The organism is Pseudomonas donghuensis, assembly GCF_000259195.1.
GTDB lineage: Bacteria > Pseudomonadota > Gammaproteobacteria > Pseudomonadales > Pseudomonadaceae > Aquipseudomonas > Aquipseudomonas donghuensis.
In genome coordinates, this window is record NZ_JH650763.1 from 15,680 (window position 1) to 32,878 (window position 17,199).

The 17,199-nt window shown below is 62.3% G+C and carries 14 protein-coding genes; 9 read left to right on the top strand and 5 right to left on the bottom strand.

The window, feature by feature from the left end; translation table 11 throughout:
• Positions 1 to 15 precede the first annotated feature (15 nt).
• From UW3_RS0111500 to UW3_RS0111530, 7 genes are all read left to right on the top strand, one after another.
• Positions 16 to 1,674, top strand: coding sequence for a Na/Pi cotransporter family protein (locus UW3_RS0111500; protein WP_010222598.1), 1,659 nt, complete (start codon positions 16 to 18; stop codon positions 1,672 to 1,674).
• Between the two features lie 37 nt (positions 1,675 to 1,711).
• Positions 1,712 to 3,085: a M16 family metallopeptidase gene (locus UW3_RS0111505; RefSeq protein ID WP_010222600.1), complete on the top strand. Its 1,374-nt coding sequence runs from the start codon at positions 1,712 to 1,714 to the stop codon at positions 3,083 to 3,085.
• A 113-nt stretch (positions 3,086 to 3,198) separates the two neighbouring features.
• On the top strand, positions 3,199 to 4,218 hold the full coding sequence (locus UW3_RS0111510) for a DUF5924 family protein (RefSeq protein WP_010222601.1): 1,020 nt from the start codon (positions 3,199 to 3,201) through the stop codon (positions 4,216 to 4,218).
• Between the two features lie 38 nt (positions 4,219 to 4,256).
• Positions 4,257 to 5,402, top strand: a complete 1,146-nt coding sequence (locus UW3_RS0111515; RefSeq protein ID WP_026001286.1) for an ABC transporter permease — start codon at positions 4,257 to 4,259, stop codon at positions 5,400 to 5,402.
• 29 nt (positions 5,403 to 5,431) lie between these two features.
• Positions 5,432 to 6,202 carry an ABC transporter ATP-binding protein gene (locus tag UW3_RS0111520; protein ID WP_374045291.1) on the top strand — a complete coding sequence of 257 codons (771 nt, stop codon included), beginning with the start codon at positions 5,432 to 5,434 and terminating at the stop codon, positions 6,200 to 6,202.
• A gap of 1 nt (position 6,203) precedes the next feature.
• On the top strand, positions 6,204 to 7,142 hold the full coding sequence (locus UW3_RS0111525; protein ID WP_010222605.1) for an MlaD family protein: 939 nt from the start codon (positions 6,204 to 6,206) through the stop codon (positions 7,140 to 7,142).
• Positions 7,139 to 7,762, top strand: coding sequence for an ABC-type transport auxiliary lipoprotein family protein (locus UW3_RS0111530; RefSeq protein ID WP_010222606.1), 624 nt, complete (start codon positions 7,139 to 7,141; stop codon positions 7,760 to 7,762). The genes UW3_RS0111525 and UW3_RS0111530 overlap by 4 nt, the downstream gene beginning before the upstream one ends.
• Here UW3_RS0111530 and UW3_RS0111535 read toward each other — a convergent pair.
• The 4 genes from UW3_RS0111535 to UW3_RS0111550 form a co-directional block, all read right to left on the bottom strand.
• The gene (locus UW3_RS0111535) at positions 7,744 to 8,973 is read right to left on the bottom strand and encodes a nucleoside recognition domain-containing protein (protein ID WP_010222607.1); all 1,230 of its coding nucleotides are present in this window, start codon (positions 8,971 to 8,973) and stop codon (positions 7,744 to 7,746) included. The two genes, UW3_RS0111530 and UW3_RS0111535, sit on opposite strands and share 19 nt — an antisense overlap.
• Positions 8,974 to 9,164: 191 nt before the next feature.
• A complete protein-coding gene (gene gltP / locus UW3_RS0111540; protein WP_010222608.1) occupies positions 9,165 to 10,496 on the bottom strand; it encodes a glutamate/aspartate:proton symporter GltP in 1,332 nt (443 codons plus the stop codon).
• 999 nt (positions 10,497 to 11,495) lie between these two features.
• Positions 11,496 to 11,660 carry a DUF1328 domain-containing protein gene (locus UW3_RS28185; protein ID WP_010222609.1) on the bottom strand — a complete coding sequence of 55 codons (165 nt, stop codon included), beginning with the start codon at positions 11,658 to 11,660 and terminating at the stop codon, positions 11,496 to 11,498.
• A 45-nt stretch (positions 11,661 to 11,705) separates the two neighbouring features.
• Entirely contained in the window at positions 11,706 to 11,990 is a 285-nt protein-coding gene (locus UW3_RS0111550; protein ID WP_010222610.1) for a hypothetical protein, read from the bottom strand.
• Positions 11,991 to 12,431: 441 nt separating this feature from the next.
• On the opposite strand from UW3_RS0111550, the gene algB reads away from it, so the two are divergent.
• Together algB and UW3_RS0111560 are read left to right on the top strand one after the other, a co-directional pair.
• Positions 12,432 to 13,778 carry a sigma-54-dependent response regulator transcription factor AlgB gene (gene algB, locus UW3_RS0111555; RefSeq protein ID WP_010222611.1) on the top strand — a complete coding sequence of 449 codons (1,347 nt, stop codon included), beginning with the start codon at positions 12,432 to 12,434 and terminating at the stop codon, positions 13,776 to 13,778.
• A gap of 8 nt (positions 13,779 to 13,786) precedes the next feature.
• Positions 13,787 to 15,562: a KinB sensor domain-containing domain gene (locus tag UW3_RS0111560; RefSeq protein ID WP_085989517.1), complete on the top strand. Its 1,776-nt coding sequence runs from the start codon at positions 13,787 to 13,789 to the stop codon at positions 15,560 to 15,562.
• A 12-nt stretch (positions 15,563 to 15,574) separates the two neighbouring features.
• Here the strand turns inward: UW3_RS0111560 and UW3_RS0111565 are convergent, their stop codons facing one another.
• Positions 15,575 to 17,194, bottom strand: coding sequence for an EAL domain-containing protein (locus UW3_RS0111565; protein WP_010222613.1), 1,620 nt, complete (start codon positions 17,192 to 17,194; stop codon positions 15,575 to 15,577).
• Positions 17,195 to 17,199 lie beyond the last annotated feature (5 nt).

The window sequence follows — 17,199 nt, forward strand, 5'->3', positions numbered from 1 at the left end:
CAGGGGGCCTTTTCAATGCTGACCCTGCTCAATCTGCTTTCCGCCGTGGCGTTGCTGATCTGGGGCACGCACATCGTGCGTACCGGTATCTTGCGGGTGTATGGCTCAAACCTGCGTCGGGTACTGAGCCAGAACATGTCCAAGCGGCCGCTGGCGTTTGTCGCCGGTATCCTGGTGACGGCAATGGTGCAAAGCAGCAACGCCACGGCGATGCTGGTGACCTCGTTCGTTGGCCAGAGCCTGATGGGCCTGACCCCGGCGCTGGCGATCATGCTCGGCGCCGATGTCGGTACGGCACTGATGGCGCGGGTGCTGACGTTTGATCTGTCGTGGCTGTCGCCGCTGCTGATATTTCTCGGGGTGATTTTCTTCCTTTCCCGCAAGCAGACCCGCGCCGGCCAACTGGGCCGCGTCGGTATCGGCCTGGGCCTGATCATCCTCGCCCTGCAGTTGATCGTCGAAGCGGCAGCGCCGATCACCCATGCCCAAGGCGTGAAAGTGCTGTTCGCCTCACTGACCGGCGATATCCTCCTCGATGCCCTGGTCGGCGCCTTGTTTGCGCTGATTTCCTACTCAAGCCTTGCCGCCGTGCTGCTCACCGCAACCCTGGCCGGCGCCGAGCTGATCAGCCTGCCGGTGGCCATCGGCCTGGTGATCGGCGCCAACATCGGCAGCGGCCTGCTGGCCTTTCTCAGCACCAGCATGCAAAACGCCGCCGGCCGCCAAGTGGCGCTGGGCAGTTTGCTGTACAAGCTGATCGGCCTGGTGCTGATCATCCCAGTGCTGCATCCGCTGGTGGCATGGATGGACAGCCTGAGCCTCAGCCCACAAGAGCTGGTGATCGGCTTTCACCTGCTCTACAACACCCTGCGCTGCCTGATCTTGTTGCCCACGGTTGCCCCGATGGGGCGCCTGTGCGGCTGGCTGCTGCCCGAGCGCGAAGAAGCCAACGGCCGAGCCCGCCCACGGCACCTGGATGCCACCGCACTGACCACGCCCAGCCTGGCCCTGGCCAACGCGGTGCGCGAAACCCTGCGCATGGGCGACCTGGTCGACAGCATGCTCGATGCCATGCTCAATGTGCTGCGCGGTACCCAGACCGCCATGACCCAGCAAATGCGCGGCCTCAACGAAGACGTCGAGGCCCTGTACAACGCCATCAAACTGTACCTGGCGCAGATGCCGCGCGAAGACCTCAGCGAGCAGGACAGCCGGCGCTGGGCCGAAATTATCGAGCTTGCAATCAACCTCAAGCTGGCCAGCGACCTGATCGAGCGCATGCTGCGCAAGGTTCAGCAGCAGAAGACCTCCCAGCGCCGGGAGTTTTCCGACGTTGGCCTGGAAGAACTCACCGGTCTGCACAGCCAGTTGCTGGCCAATCTGCGCCTGGGCCTTTCAGTGTTTCTCAGCGCCGACCCGGAAAGCGCCCGCCAGCTGCTGCGGGAAAAACGCCGCTTCCGCGCCCAGGAACGGCGCCTGGCCCACGCCCATGTCAGCCGACTGCAACGTAAAGTGGTGCAAAGTATCGAGACCAGCTCGTTGCACCTGGAACTGATCGCCGACATGAAACGATTGAACTCCTTGTTCTGCAGCAGTGCCTATGTCGTATTGGGCGGTTCCGATACCGGCGGCCTACTGCTCGACAGTGTGCCGGACGACGCCCATTCACCCTGATCGCTTGACCCCAAGAACTCCCGCAAGGAAGCTCGCCATGCGTTGCCTGATATTCATTTGCCTGCTGCTGGGCTGCGTGCCCGGCTTTGCCCTCGACCGCTCCCAGGTCGAAGGCTACCTGCTGCCCAACGGCCTGCAGGTAGTACTCAAGTCAGGTTATGAACGCAACCATGTGTCGATCCGCCTGGTGGTGGGTGTCGGCTTCGATGACTTCCCGTGCGAGCGCCAGGAGTTGCCCCACCTGCTCGAACACTTGCTGTTCAGTGGTATCGACGACCGCGGCGAGGGTGGCCTGGAAGAGCGCATGCAGGCGCTGGGCGGGGAGTGGAACGCCTACACCAGCAGCGCCGATACCACCTTCGTCATCGAAGCGCCGGCGCGCAACCAGCGCAAGGTGCTCGACCTGCTGCTAGCCATGATCAACGACACCCGGATCGATGAAAAAGCCCTGGAACTGTCCAAGCGCATCGTCGAACGCGAAGACGGTGGCCATTACTCCCACCTGCAACGCTGGCTCGACCGCCAGGACCTCGGCCACCGCGCCAGCGACCAGTTGGCGGTGGAACTGGGGCTCAAGTGCGCCGAGCGCTCCTCCATCGAGGACATGACCCTGGAGGAGGTCAACGACCTGCGCCAGCACTGGTACGCCGCCAACAACATGACCCTGATCGTCGTTGGCGGCCTCGACCGCCTGCTACCGGCCTACCTGGAGCGCACCTATGGCGAGCTGCCCGCGGTCGAGCCAGGTGAGCGGCGGGGGCTTGACGGCGTTACCCACGAAGCCGAACCCCGCCGGGAACTGACCCGCGGCTGGCTGGGCGACAGCGCACGCTTGCACTGGCTGTTCCTGGAGCCGGTGCTGGACCATGACCATGGTCAGACCTACGACCTGCTGCAGCGCTATCTGGACTGGGCGCTATATGACGAGTTGCGGCTCAGGCACGGCTTTTCCTATGGCCCGTCCAGCCAGCGCGAAAGCTTTGGTGACACCGGGTTGATGGCGCTCAATGCCGACCTGGACCGTGCCGATGTCGATGCCGCCGAGCAGGCCCTGGCCGCCATGCTTGAGCGCTTGCGCAAGGATGGCCTGGACCCGGTCACCTTCCAGCGCATCAAGCAGGCTGCCATCGACCGCGAAACCTGGGCCACGCAGGGCAATAGCGCCTTGGCTGATTATTACTGGGGGGCCCTGAACAGCTACAGCGACGGGCGCTTTACTGATCCGGGGCGGGCGTTGCGCAGGATCAGCCTCGACGATGCCAACCGGGCCCTGAAGCAGTTGCTGGCCGAACCTGGCTATGTGCGGATCGAGAAGCCGCTGCTCAGTTATGACGAGCTGTATGGATGGGTGGCGCTGGCGGTGGCGGTGTTGTTGGCCGGGGTGCTGATCTGGGGGCGGCGCCGCCGCTAGAACCGATCAGCAAGGCTTTGCCCTAGATGGGGGGGCGCCCGCAGTAACAGCACAAGGCCAGCTCAAACCAGAGTATCCTGTGCCAGTTTTTACCTGACCTTGCGAACACCTTCATGCCTCTCTACCTCCAGCGCCTGATCGAGCTGATCAAGCGCTACCCCGGGGTCATCGCCCTCGGCGGTTTCATCTCCGGTGTCGGCAGCTTCATCCTGGTCGATCGCCAGGAAAGCCTGGCCAGCTGGATTGCCATCGTCATGCTCATCAGCTGGATCTGGCTGATGATGGAGAACACCTTCACCAAGGTCTTTGCCAAGGTCTTCAAGCGCGAAATTCCCCAACCGCTGCTGCGCTACGCGACGCAGATGATCCACCAGGAAAGCCTGTTCTTCGTCTTGCCGTTCTTCTTCGTGACCACCACCTGGAACAGCGGCCAACTGGTGTTTACCGGCATCCTGGCCGCCGCCGGGCTGATCTCGATTATCGACCCGCTGTACTACAAGTGGCTGGCCCCACGGCGCTGGCTGTACCTGGCGCTGCACACCCTGACCCTGTTCGCCGCGCTGCTCACCGCGCTGCCGATCATCCTGCACCTGACCACGTCGCAAAGCTTCAAGCTGGCCCTGGGCATCGCCATGTTGCTGTCGTTCCCGAGCCTGGCCAGCAGCTTCCCGATCAGCCACTGGCGCCGAGGCCTGATGCTGGTGGTAATGACCCTGGCGGTCGGCGCCGGCGGCTGGATGCTGCGTTCCTGGGTACCGCCGGCAACGCTGTGGATGGCCGAAGTGGCGGTCAGCACCCAAGTCGAGAACCGCACCCCGGGCAACAGCCTTAAGCAGATCAACGCCAGTGAAATACGCGCTGGCCTCTACGCGTTTACCGCCATCAATGCCCCTCGCGGGCTGAACGAGCGGATCTATCATGTCTGGCAGTTCGAGGGCAAAGAGGTCGACCGCATCGCCCTGGATATCCACGGCGGGCGCAAGGAAGGCTACCGCGCCTGGACCCACAAGCAGAACTTCCCCGGCAACCCGGTGGGGCGCTGGCAGGTGCGGGTGCTGACCGAAGACGGCCAGGTCATCGGTGTGCTGCGCTTTCGGGTGGTTGACGATGGTCAAGCGCCCGCAGCCGAGTAACGCTATGCTCTGAGGCTGCGAACCGTTGGTCGGACAGCATGGAGCCTATGACTACACACGCTAGCGCCACCCTGGATACTGCAAGCAGCCCGCCACGGCTGCACATCGCCGGTGACTGGACCCTGGCCAACTACGCCAGCCTCAAGCGCAGCAGCGACAGCCTGGTGGGCCAGTACGATTCGTCCACCGAAGTCGACCTCGACCAGCTCGGCAAACTGGACACCGCCGGAGCGGCGTTGCTGGTCGAGCTGCTCGGCGCCGAGCGCCTGGCGCGGCTGACCGAAACCGCCACGCACCTGCCCGCCGCCAGCCAGGCATTGCTCAAGACCGTGTATTGCTCGGTGCAGGACTTCTGCATCCCGGAAAAACAGACCGAACGCTCGGTGCTGATTCAACTGCTCAGCCGTATCGGCCGTGCGGTCGACACCCTGTGGCAAGACACCCAGCAGATCCTCGGCTTCATCGGCCTGATCCTGCAAACCCTGTTCCTGCGCCTGTTCCAGCCTAAGCGCTGGCGGGTTACCTCGGTGGTCGCGCATATCGAACAGACCGGCCTGGACGCTGCGCCCATCGTCGCTTTGCTGACCTTCCTGGTCGGTGCGGTGGTGGCCTTTCTCGGCGCCACGGTACTGGCCAGCTTTGGTGCCAGCATCTTTACCGTCGACCTGGTGGCATTCTCGTTCCTGCGGGAGTTCGGCGTGCTGCTGACCGCGATTCTGATGGCCGGACGCACCGCCAGTGCCTTTACCGCGCAAATCGGCTCAATGAAAGCCAATGAAGAGATCGATGCCATCCGCACCCTGGGCCTCGATCCGGTGGAACTGCTGGTGGTGCCACGGGTGCTGGCGCTGCTGATCGCGCTACCGTTGCTGACCTTTGTCGCCATGCTCTGCGGCATTATCGGCGGGGCGGTGGTCTGCGCGCTGTCGCTGGGTATCTCGCCGGCGATGTTCCTGTCGCTGCTGCAAAGCGATATTGGTGTGCAGCACTTTCTGGTCGGGCTGGTCAAAGCACCGTTCTTTGCGTTCTTGATCGCCGCCATCGGTTGCCTGGAAGGCTTCAAGGTCAGCGGCAGCGCCGAATCGGTCGGCGCCCACACCACCTCCAGCGTGGTGCAGTCGATCTTCGTGGTGATCGTTCTGGATGCCGTGGCGGCGCTGTTCTTCATGGAGATGGGCTGGTGAACGAAGCCAACAGCAACGCCCGCAAGGCGGTGATCGAAGCCCGTGGCATCTGCAACCGCTTCGGCACCCAGAGCGTGCACGAGCAACTCGACCTGGACCTGTACCGCGGCGAGATCCTCGCCGTGGTAGGCGGCTCGGGCAGCGGCAAGTCGGTGTTGCTGCGCAGCATCGTCGGCCTGCGCCGGCCCAATGAAGGCCAGGTGCAGGTGTTCGGCCAGGACCTGAGCAGCGCCAGCGACGAGCAGCGTTCGCGGGTCGAGCGGCGGTTCGGCGTGCTGTTCCAGAAGGGCGCATTGTTCTCCTCGCTGACCGTCACCGAGAACGTCGCCTTGCCGCTGATCGAGCACGCGGGCCTTAGCCGCGCCGATGCCGAGCACCTGGCCGGGGTCAAGCTGGCCCTGGCCGGATTGCCGATTTCCGCAGCAGATAAATACCCCTCATCGCTGTCCGGCGGGATGATCAAGCGCGCGGCATTGGCCCGGGCGCTGGCCCTGGACCCGGACATCCTGTTTCTCGACGAACCCACTGCCGGCCTCGATCCGATTGGCGCGGCGGCCTTCGACCAGCTCATCCTGACCCTGCGCGACGCCCTGGGCCTGAGCGTGTTCCTGATTACCCACGACCTGGACACCCTCTACACCATCACCGACCGCGTCGCCGTGCTGTCGCAAAAGAAGGTGCTGGTGGCCGGGCCCATTGCCCAGGTCGAAGACACCGACGACGCCTGGATTCACGACTACTTTCATGGCCCGCGTGGCCGCGCGGCGTACCAGGCCGCTACAGCGCCCAAGGAGCTCTGAGATGGAAACCCGTGCACATCATGTCCTGATCGGCCTGGTCACCGTGCTGGTGGTGGCGGGCGCCATGCTGTTCGGCCTGTGGCTGACCAAATCCAGCGTCGACAGCACCTTCAAGGACTACGAAGTGGTATTCAACGAAGCCGTTTCCGGGTTGTCCCGGGGCAGTTCGGTGCAGTACAGCGGCATCAAGGTCGGCGACGTCACCAGCCTGCGCCTTGACCCCAATGATCCGCGCCGGGTACTGGCCCAGGTGCGCCTGAGCGCCGATACCCCCATCAAGGAGGACACTCAGGCCAAACTGACCCTCACCGGCATCACCGGCACCTCGTTCATCCAGCTCAGCGGTGGTACGCCGCAAAGCCCGGAGCTCAAGGGCAAGGATGGCAAGCTGCCCGTGATCATCGCCTCGCCGTCGCCGATTGCCCGCTTGCTGGATGACGGCAGCGACCTGATGACCAACATCAACGCCCTGGTGCACAACGCCAACGCATTGTTCTCCCAGGACAACGTCGCCCGCCTGAGCAACACCCTGAACAACCTCGAACAGACCACCGGGGCTTTCAACGACCAGCGGGGCGACATTCGCGAGGCCATCCAGCAACTGGCCCAGGTCGGCAAGCAGGCCGGGGCCATGCTCGAGCAGACCAGCGAACTGATGCACAACGCCAACGGCCTGCTCAGCAACCAGGGCAAGCAGATGTTCGGCAGCGCAGAGCAAGCCATGCAGTCGCTGGCGCAAAGCACCGCGACCATCAACAGCCTGCTCAATGACAACCGCGAAGCCATCGACGGCGGTGCCCAGGGTTTCAATCAACTGGCGCCGGCAATCCGCGAGCTGCGCGATACCCTGACTTCGCTCAAGGCCATCTCTCAACGCCTGGAAGCCAACCCCAGCGGCTACCTGCTGGGCCGTGACAAAAACAAGGAGTTCGAGCCATGATCCGTACCTGCCGCTACCTTGCCCTGGCCACCGCGCTGAGCCTGAGCAGTGCCTGCTCGATCCTGCCCCAGGCCGAGCCTGCCGACGTCTACCGTCTGCCTTCGGCGCAAAGCACCCGGACTGTGACGCAAAGCGCGCTGTGGTCGCTGCGGGTGAACAAGCCGATCGCCAGCGAAGCCTTGAACAGCCCACGTATCGCCGTAGTGCCGCAAGGCAACCAGATCAGCAGCTACAAGGGCGCACGCTGGAGCGACCCGGCGCCAACCCTGCTGCGCAACCGCATGCTCGATGCCTTCCAGCGGGATGGCCGGGTACAGCGCCTCAGTGCCGACGACAGCAACCTGCAAAGCGACTATGAAATTGCTGGCGAGCTGCAGGCGTTCCAGAGCGAGTACAGCACCGACGGCCTGGTCGTGGTGGTCCGCTATGACGCCCGCCTGGTGCAGGGCCGCAGCCAGCGCATCCTCGCCAGCCGGCGCTTTGAGGTACGCCAGCCGCTAAGCGACAAACAGGTTTCAGCGGTGGTCAACGGCTTTGGCACGGCCAGTGACCAGTTGATGAAACAACTGGTCGATTGGACGGTGAGCCAGGCTAGCCAGCTTCAGGCGAAGAACCAGTAGCAGACGAAGATTGCCGAGACCACCCCGGCCAGCTCCGCCAACAGGGCGCAGCCCACCGCATGGCGGGCGCGCTGGATACCGACGGCGCCGAAGTACACCGCCAGCACGTAGAAGGTGGTTTCGGTACTGCCCTGGATGGTTGCCGCCACCAGGGCCGGGAAACTGTCCACGCCGTGGGTCTGCATGGTTTCAATCAGCATCGCCCGCGCTGCGCTGCCGGAGAACGGTTTGACCAGCGCCGTCGGCAGGCCTTCGACGAAGCGGGTATCCCAGCCCAGCCACTCGACCGCATGGCGGATGCCATCCAGGGCCAGCTCCAGGGCCCCTGAGGCGCGTAGCACGCCGACCGCGCAAAGCATGGCAACCAGATAGGGCAACAGGCTCTTGGCGACGTCAAAGCCCTCCTTGGCGCCTTCTACGAAGGTTTCATAGACCTTCACCCGCTTCAGCGCGCCGATCACCAGGAAGACGATGATCAGGCCGAACAGGGTCAGGTTGCCGAGAATCGACGACAGGCCCGCCAGCGCAGTGGCCGACAGGGTGCCGAGAAACGCCATGAAACCGCCCAACAGCAAAGCGCCGGGAATCAGGTAAGCCAGCACCACCGGGTCCCACAGGCGCAGGCGCTGCATCACAGCTACCGACAGCAGGCCGACCAGGGTCGAGCCACTGGTGGCGAGCAGGATCGGCAGGAACACCAGGGTTGGGTCCATCGCCCCTTGCTGGGCGCGGTACATGAAAATGGTCACCGGCAGCAGGGTCAGCGACGAGGCATTGAGCACCAGGAAGAGGATTTGCGCGTTGCTGGCGGTAGTCGAGCTGGGGTTGAGCTCCTGTAGCGCACGCATGGCCTTGAGGCCGATAGGCGTGGCGGCATTGTCCAGGCCCAGGCCATTGGCGGCGAAGTTGAGGGTGATCAGGCCCAGGGCCGGGTGGCCGGGCGGGACTTCCGGCATCAACCGGGCGAACAGCGGGCCGAGAACCTTGGCCAGCCATTCGACGATGCCGGCCTTTTCGGCAATCTTCAAAAAGCCCAGCCACAGGGTCAGGGTGCCGAACAGCAGGACCATGACCTCGACCGAGAGCTTGGCCATGGCGAAGATGCTTTCGACCATTGCCGCGAAGATCCCGGCGTTACCGCCCACCAGCCATTGCACCAGCGCCGAGACGGCAGCGACAATGAAAAATCCAAGCCAAAGGCCGTTGAGCATCCGTTGTTCCCCCCAAAGATGGCGCAAATGATAACGGGCCGGGTTGGCTTCGCGCCATAAACCTTGATGTTTGTAACGCCCTCATCGCGGGTCAAGCCCGCTCCCGCACTGTAGGAGCGGGCTTGACCTGCGATTGGGCCAACAAAAAAGCCCCGACCAGGTCGGGGCTTTTCGTGCAGCCAGGTTGGCGCTTACTTGCTGGCAGGCTTGCCAGCCGGTACGGCTTCCTTGCTGCGCCAGTGCGGCAGCGAGTTCCAGTAGCGCTGACCCTTGGCGTCGTCGTACATGCCTTCCCAACGCGCGATAACCAGGACCGCCAGGGCGTTGCCGATCACGTTCAGGGCGGTACGGGCCATGTCCATGATACGGTCGACACCGGCGATGAAGGCCAGGCCTTCCAGCGGGATGCCAACGCTGCCCAGGGTGGCCAGCAAGACCACGAAGGACACGCCCGGGACACCCGCGATGCCTTTGGAGGTGACCATCAGGGTCAGCACCAGCAGCAACTGCTGGCTCAGCGACAGGTCGATACCGTACAGCTGGGCGATGAAGATTGCCGCGATGCTCTGGTACAGGGTCGAACCGTCAAGGTTGAACGAGTAGCCGGTCGGTACCACGAAGCTGCAGATGGCTTTCGGCGCACCGTAGGCTTCCATCTTCTCGATCACGCGCGGCAGCACGGTCTCGGAGCTGGCGGTGGAGTAGGCCAGGACCAGTTCGTCCTTGAAGATACGCATCAGCTTGATCACCGAGAAGCCGAACAGGCGGGCAACCAGGCCGAGGACCATGAAGGCGAAGAAGGCGATGGCGAAGTACACCAGCAGCACCAGCTTGGCCAGCGGCAGCAGCGAGGCGAAGCCGAAGTTGGCGACGGTCACGGCGATCAGCGCGAACACACCGATTGGCGCGTAGTTCATGATCATGTGAGTGACCTTGAACATGGCTTCGGAGACGCCCTGGAAAGTTTTCACCAGCGGGTCGCGGATCTCTGCCTGCTGGCTCGACAGGCCAAGGCCGAACAGCACCGAGAAGAAAATGATCGGCAGCATCTCACCGCGCATCAGCGCTGCAAAGATGTTCGACGGGATCAGGTTGAGGATGGTCTCGATGAACGCATGCTCATGCTGGACTTCGGCCGCCGTAGCCTGGTACTTGGAGATATCGACGGTACCCAGGGTGCTCATGTCGATGCCGGCGCCCGGGTGGAACAGGTTGGCCAGCACCAGACCGACGACGATGGCGATAGTGGTCACCACCTCGAAATAGATAATGGTCTTGAGGCCGATACTGCCGAGTTTTTTCGCGTCGCCAACCCCGGCGATCCCCACGATCAGCGACGAAATCACGATCGGGATGACGATCATCTTGATCAGGCGAATGAAGATGTCACCCGCAGGTTGCAAGACGTTGCTGATCCACCATGCCTTTTCTGCACTGAAATGGTTCAGTAAAGCGCCGATTGCAATCCCCAGTACCAGACCGATGAGGATCTGCCAGGCGAGGCTTAGCTTTGCCTTCTTCATGTCGTTACCTTTTCTTCAGGTGGAAACGGCCACCAGACGGATAACCGCGACCCAGAGCCATTGCCAGCGATCCGCATCGTTTTTGTTATCTGCCGATGACATCGTAAAAGGTCACCGCAAGCGAGCGTAATAACGCTCAGGCCAGCGAAAAAAGGCGCAACTATTCCGACGTGGGGGGGCTCCGTCTAATGCCGTAAACGACTACCCCATGCCGAATCGGCATGAGGTTTATCGGCCAAAACGTACGTCACAATGGGTCATTCGTCGGCCGTTCGGAATTCCGACGATGGCCAAAGCGCCATAATCCGGCCGATATAGAGGTATCCACCTGCGGGTCAAACGCCCTTGTTCGACAATCCGAATGCGTGAAATTGCTGCGACTTTGGTAGGGCGCAGGGGTGAAAAAATATCGATGTACGGTCGGGCAAAAATATGCGTCGACAGCTTCGGTAGGAAAAACGAATTTGTTGCGAGGGAAAGGCGCTTGCCTCAAAGAGTGCTACGGAAGTCCGGTCGGACACCTCTGCCTGAAGGCAGTTGTCCGACCCGCAACTTCCGTTACCGCTTCACCTGACCCGGCCCTCATCGGAGGTACTCCCTGTACCCCTAGGCCCCTCCGATCCTGAAACAATCAGAGCAGCCCGGCCCCCTGGTCATACACCTGCCTTCCTCGGGCGGTGCAGCATAGAAGCCTGAAATGGAAAAAGGTTCAGCCTCTATATATGTACCAAGGTGTGAGCAGCGCCTCAGTACCTGTTCGGATCACGCTTGAGTTGCTCCTTGAGCAGGGCTTGCCTGCCTTCGTCCCAACTGAAGGCAACGATCAGGCGTTGGTTCAGGCACTTCTGCCCGGACTCGCACAACGACCCGCCCCGTGGAACTGTCCCTTGGCAGCGGACGCCAAGAATCTGGTTGGCCCGAACCTGGCCGCCATTGCCGCTGCGCTGCCACCCATCATCAGAACGGCAACCAGGGCTCTGCCTAGCGTTGTGCTCATACTCAGCCCCTACCGCGGCGACCAAAGAAGAAGGACACCACGAACAGCACCAGGAAGATAATGAACAGAATCTTCGCGATGCCAGTAGCGGCGCCGGCGATACCACCGAAGCCCAGCACGGCAGCGACAATGGCGATAATCAGGAAGGTAATGGCCCAACTCAACATGGTGATTCTCCTTGCTGTTTTTCGAAGAAGTCCTTGGGCGTTCGCTCAGAACACCCAGCGATCTCGTGGGGCAGCGGTGTCAACAACGGCTGCAGTGGTCCCTGGCGAAGACAGTGCGACCCGGGCCTGCAGCGGCGCAACCGAGCGTTGCGCCTGAACCTGCGCCACCATTGCCGCCTGGGCAGCGAGCTGCTCGGCACTGCGCGCGGTTTCCCAGCTGTTATAGAACTGCCCGGCAATCAGGGTCAGCAGCAACGCCAGGCTGAAGAACAGGCTCTGGCGCAGTTGAAGCGAAGAAACCTGCATTAGGGTGGCGGGGTAGCGGTTCATGCCGTGCTCCTCCTGCTGCGTTTATTGCTGACTTTGATGTAGTCATTGCAGCCTGCATGCCAGCCCTTGAAACGATTTTTTATCTTTAAAAATCAGATAGTTAAATAAAATTATCGATATCAACCGAAACGTATCCTGCACGATCGGGCTCAAGCGTTCGTGCGTTTTGCATGATCAGCCCTGCACCTTGTCGTTGATTCAGGCGTCACTGTGCGGCGGATTGGCAACCAGAGCGCCTTGGCTTCGGCGCTGCAGCCCAACGGCAGCAGCAGGACGCCCGCCACAGCGCCTTCCCGGCAAGCAATCGGTGATTTTTCAGTGGGTTAGATAACTGCTGGGCGAGGCACTACCATGCAGGTAACGGAATGAATCAGAATGAACCATGCAACTTGCCCGATTTTTCCGACACTAACCTAGATCATTCTTAAAGGAGCGTAGGAAATGGAGCCAGCTCAGGAGCATCAAGGCCGTATTCTGCTGGTCGACGATGAGTCCGCCATCCTGCGAACCTTCCGTTACTGTCTTGAAGATGAAGGCTACAGCGTTGCCACTGCCAACAGTGCGGCGCAGGCCGAAACCCTGCTGCAACGGCAAGTCTTCGATCTGTGTTTCCTCGACCTGCGCCTGGGCGAAGACAATGGTCTGGATGTACTGGCGCAAATGCGTATTCAAGCGCCATGGATGCGCGTGGTGATCGTCACTGCGCATTCGGCGGTCGACACTGCCGTTGACGCAATCCGGGCCGGCGCCGCCGATTACCTGGTCAAGCCCTGCAGCCCGGACCAGCTGCGTCTGGCCACCGCCAAGCAACTGGAGGTACGCCAGCTGTCGGCGCGTCTTGAAGCGCTGGAAGGTGAAGTACGCAAACCCAAGGACGGCCTCGACTCGCACAGCCCGGCCATGATGGTGGTGCTGGAAACCGCCCGCCAGGTTGCCAGCACCGACGCCAACATCCTCATTCTCGGTGAATCCGGTACCGGTAAAGGCGAGCTGGCCCGCGCCATTCACGGCTGGAGCAGGCGCGCACGCAAGGCCTGCGTCACCATCAACTGCCCGTCGCTGACCACCGAGCTGATGGAAAGCGAGTTGTTCGGCCACAGCCGCGGCGCCTTTACCGGCGCCAGCGAAAGCACCCTGGGCCGGGTCAACCAGGCCGACGGCGGTACCTTGTTCCTCGACGAAATCGGCGATTTCCCGCTGCCCCTGCAACCCAAACTGCTGCGTTTTATCCAGGACAAGGAATACGAACGCGTCGGCGATCCAGTCACCCGCCGCGCCGATGTGCGAATCCTGGCCGCAACCAACCTCAACCTCGAGGATATGGTCCGCGAAGGACGCTTCCGTGAAGACCTGCTGTACCGTCTGAATGTCATCACCCTGCACCTGCCACCGCTTCGCGAACGCAGCGAAGACATCCTCACCCTGGCCGATCGCTTCCTCGCCCGCTTCGTCAAGGAGTACTCGCGCCCGGCACGGGCGTTCAGCGACGACGCCCGCGCCGCGCTGCTCAACTACCGCTGGCCAGGCAATATTCGTGAACTGCGCAACGTGGTCGAACGAGCCAGCATCATCTGTGCCCAGGAGCGCGTCGAGATCAGCCACCTGGGCATGGCCGAACAGCCGGCCAGCAACGCCCCGCGCATTGGCGCGGCGCTGAGCCTGGATGAACTGGAACGTGCCCATATCGGCGCGGTGCTGGCCACCAGCGAAACCCTCGACCAGGCCGCCAAGACCCTGGGTATTGATGCCTCGACCCTGTACCGCAAGCGCAAGCAGTACAACTTATGAAACTGGCGATGAAACTGCGCACGCGGCTTTTCCTCAGCATTTCGGCGCTGATCACCGTTGCGCTGTTAGGCGTGCTGCTGGGCCTGGCCAGCGTGCTGCAGATGGCCAACGCGCAACAGGCGCTGGTGCGGGAGAACGCGCTGACCCTCGACCTGGGCCTGAAACTGCGGCAAAACCTGGGTGAACAACTGTCCCTGCTGCTTGACGATACCCTGGACAAACCGGCTCTCGAAGCGTTGCAACACCAGTTCCAGCAATTGCTGGAGGAGGGCGTCAACCATGACGATGACAGCCCTGGCGATCAGGGCTTTGCCAAGGCCAGCATCGATTATCAAGCGTTCCTGCAGGCCTATCGCAGTAGCAGTTCACCGTCGCAAAGCCTTGGCGCAGGCCAGCCGCTGGGGCAGGCCTTCAATCTGTTGCGGGCCGACCTGGTCGAATCGCACCGACGTGCGTTGCAGCACATTAGCGAAAGCGAACAGCAAGCCCATGACCGCGCCCTGTTGATTGGTGGCTTGTTGGGCCTGGTGGGCCTGGCAGTATTGATTCTCGGTTTTGTCACCGCGCATGGCATCGCCCGCCGGGTCGGCCAGCCGATCGAAGCGCTGGCCAAGGCTGCCGACCAGATTGGCCAGGGTAACTTCGACGTCACCTTGCCGGTGTCCCACGCCTTGGAATTGAACCAGCTGACCCGCCGCTTTGGCCTGATGGCCGAAGCCCTGCGCAAACATCAAGCGACCAACATCGACGAAGTGTTGGCCGGCCAACAGCGCCTGCAAGCGGTGCTCGACAGCATTGACGACGGCTTGCTGATCATCGATCGCCAAGGCCATCTGGAGCACCTTAACCCGGTCGCCCAGCGCCAGTTGGGCTGGGAAGACGCCCGTCTGGGCACCGGCCTTGGCGATGCCCTGCAACGCCCCGAGCTAGACGAGCAACTGCGTCTGGTACTGCGCGGCGGCACCCTGGACCGGGTGCCTGACGACCTCAGCCTGGAAATAGATGAAGAAGCCCGGCTGCTCTCCTACAGCCTGACACCGGTATACCACCCACAAGGGCAAATCCTCGGCGCGGTGATGGTGCTGCACGATGTCACCGAACAACGGGCGTTCGAACGGGTGCGCAGCGAGTTCGTGCTGCGCGCCTCCCATGAACTGCGCACGCCCGTGACCGGCATGCATATGGCCTTCGGCCTGCTGCGTGAACGCCTGAGCGTTGCCCCCGGTTCGCGGGAAGCTGACCTGTGCGAAACCATCAGTGAAGAAATGCAGCGCCTGAACCAGCTGATCAATGACCTGCTGAACTTCTCCCGTTACCAGAGTGGCCTGCAAAAGCTTGAACTGGCCCCCTGTGCGATCGACGAGCTCCTCAATCGTGCGTGTCAGCGCTTCGCGGCCGTAGCAAATGACAAACAGATCGAGCTACAGGTCGAGCTCACCACCCCCTTGCCGCATATCCAGGTTGATCCCGCACAACTGGACCGGGTCCTGGACAACCTGCTCGACAATGCTGTGCGCCATACGTCGACTGGCGGCCGCATCCGCTTGCACGCACGTCGCCACGCCGAGCGGGTGATCATCAGCATCGAAGACAACGGTGAAGGCATTGCCTATGGCCAGCAGGGCAGGATCTTCGAACCTTTCGTCCAGGTCGGACGCAAAAAGGGCGGGGCCGGCCTTGGGCTGGCGCTGTGCAAGGAAATCATCCAGTTGCATGGCGGACGCATGGGCGTGTATTCACGGCCCGGTCAGGGCACGCAGTTCTATATGGCCTTGCCGGTCTGAAGCAACCGCGGCTCAAGCCTCATCGTCGATGCGACGTGGCCCGAGGCGGCGGCCACGGGTGATCAGCTCGATGAACTGCCGGGCATTGAGCGGATGGGCAAACAGCCACCCCTGGCCGTAATTGACCCCTTCACTGTTAAGCAACAGCGCCTGGTCTTCATACTCGATGCCCTCGGCAATGACCCGCAACTGCAGAGCGTGGGCCATGCGGATGATGTGCGGTGCCACCCCACTGCTGGCCGCGTCATGGCCCAGGGCGTCGATAAAGGCCTTGTCGATTTTCAGACAATCGACCGGCAGGGTTTGCAGGTAAGCCAGGCTGCAATAGCCGGTGCCGAAATCATCGATCAACACCTGATGGCCTACAGCGCGCAAAGCTTGCAGGTTATCGCGGGCCACCACCACATCGATCAGCCCGCGCTCGGTGACCTCAAAGGCTATCTGGCTGGCCGCCACATGATGCAGGGCCAGCAAGCGCGCCGCCACCCGGCCGATTCTCGGCACCATGACATCGCACGCGGCAAGGTTCACCGAGATGTACAGCTGGCGATTGGCGCGCAGCAGTTGGCCCAGTTGCTCCAGCACCCGCTGCAGGACGAAATCGGTGATCTGGCGGATCTGCCCGGTGTTCTCCGCCAGCGGGATGAACAGGTCCGGGCTGGTCAGCGTGCCATCCGAACGACGCCAGCGCACCAGGGCTTCGGCACCGACACAGCGGCGGCTGGTGAGCTCGAAAATTGGCTGGTAGAGCACCTGCAGCTCACCACGACGCAGCGCCCCCTGAAGCTCCACACTCATCGAGCTACGCTGTCGAATCAGTTGTAACACCAACCAGCCAATGCACCAGGCCAATACCAGACTGCCCGGGAACAGCAGCCAGAGAATCCCGCTCATCTTCAGCGGCATGCTGGCCCGTGGCGCGATCAGCACCAGTTGATAATCCGGTGACTTGGTCGGCATGCGGTAAATCAGCCGATCAGGCAGCTCCAGCAGCGAACCACTGGAGGTGGGCGGCCAATCGGCAGACGGCGGCCAGACCTGCGGCGGGCCAAGTACCGGTATCGCTCGCGTGCCGTTGTCGAGCACCACCAACAGGCTGCCTTCCGGCGGCAGGTCAACCACGTCGGTTATGTGCCCGCGGGAAGTGGCCACCAGGAACTTGCCACGGCCAAGCATCAGCGCCGCCAGGTTGTCATCGGGTTCGGTGGTTGTGTTGAGCCAGTAGCTGTAGGTCGGCCCCTGGATATCGGCAGGACGCAGTGGATTGATGGTGCGCTCGCCAACACGATTGGAGCAGGCGACATTGCCATCGACGTAAGCGGCCTCATAGACGAAACGATATCGGAAGGCGACCTGCTGCAAGGCCGCCAGCATGCGGGCATCGCAACCTCGCAACGGTTGCAACTGCAGCTGGTCGACGCCTTCGCGCAGCTGGCCGAAGATCTGCTCCAGGCGCGCGAGAAAGCGCTCGCCCTTGGCGTTCATCTGCTCGATTTCGCTTTGCTGCAGCTGATGCATGGTCACGCCCACACTGGCCATGAGCAGCAGGATCGCGCTGGCCGTAGCCGCGAGTGTGGCCAGTAACCAGGGACGATAGAGCAGGTGGCGCAACACGGAGAGGGCAGCAGACATCAAGA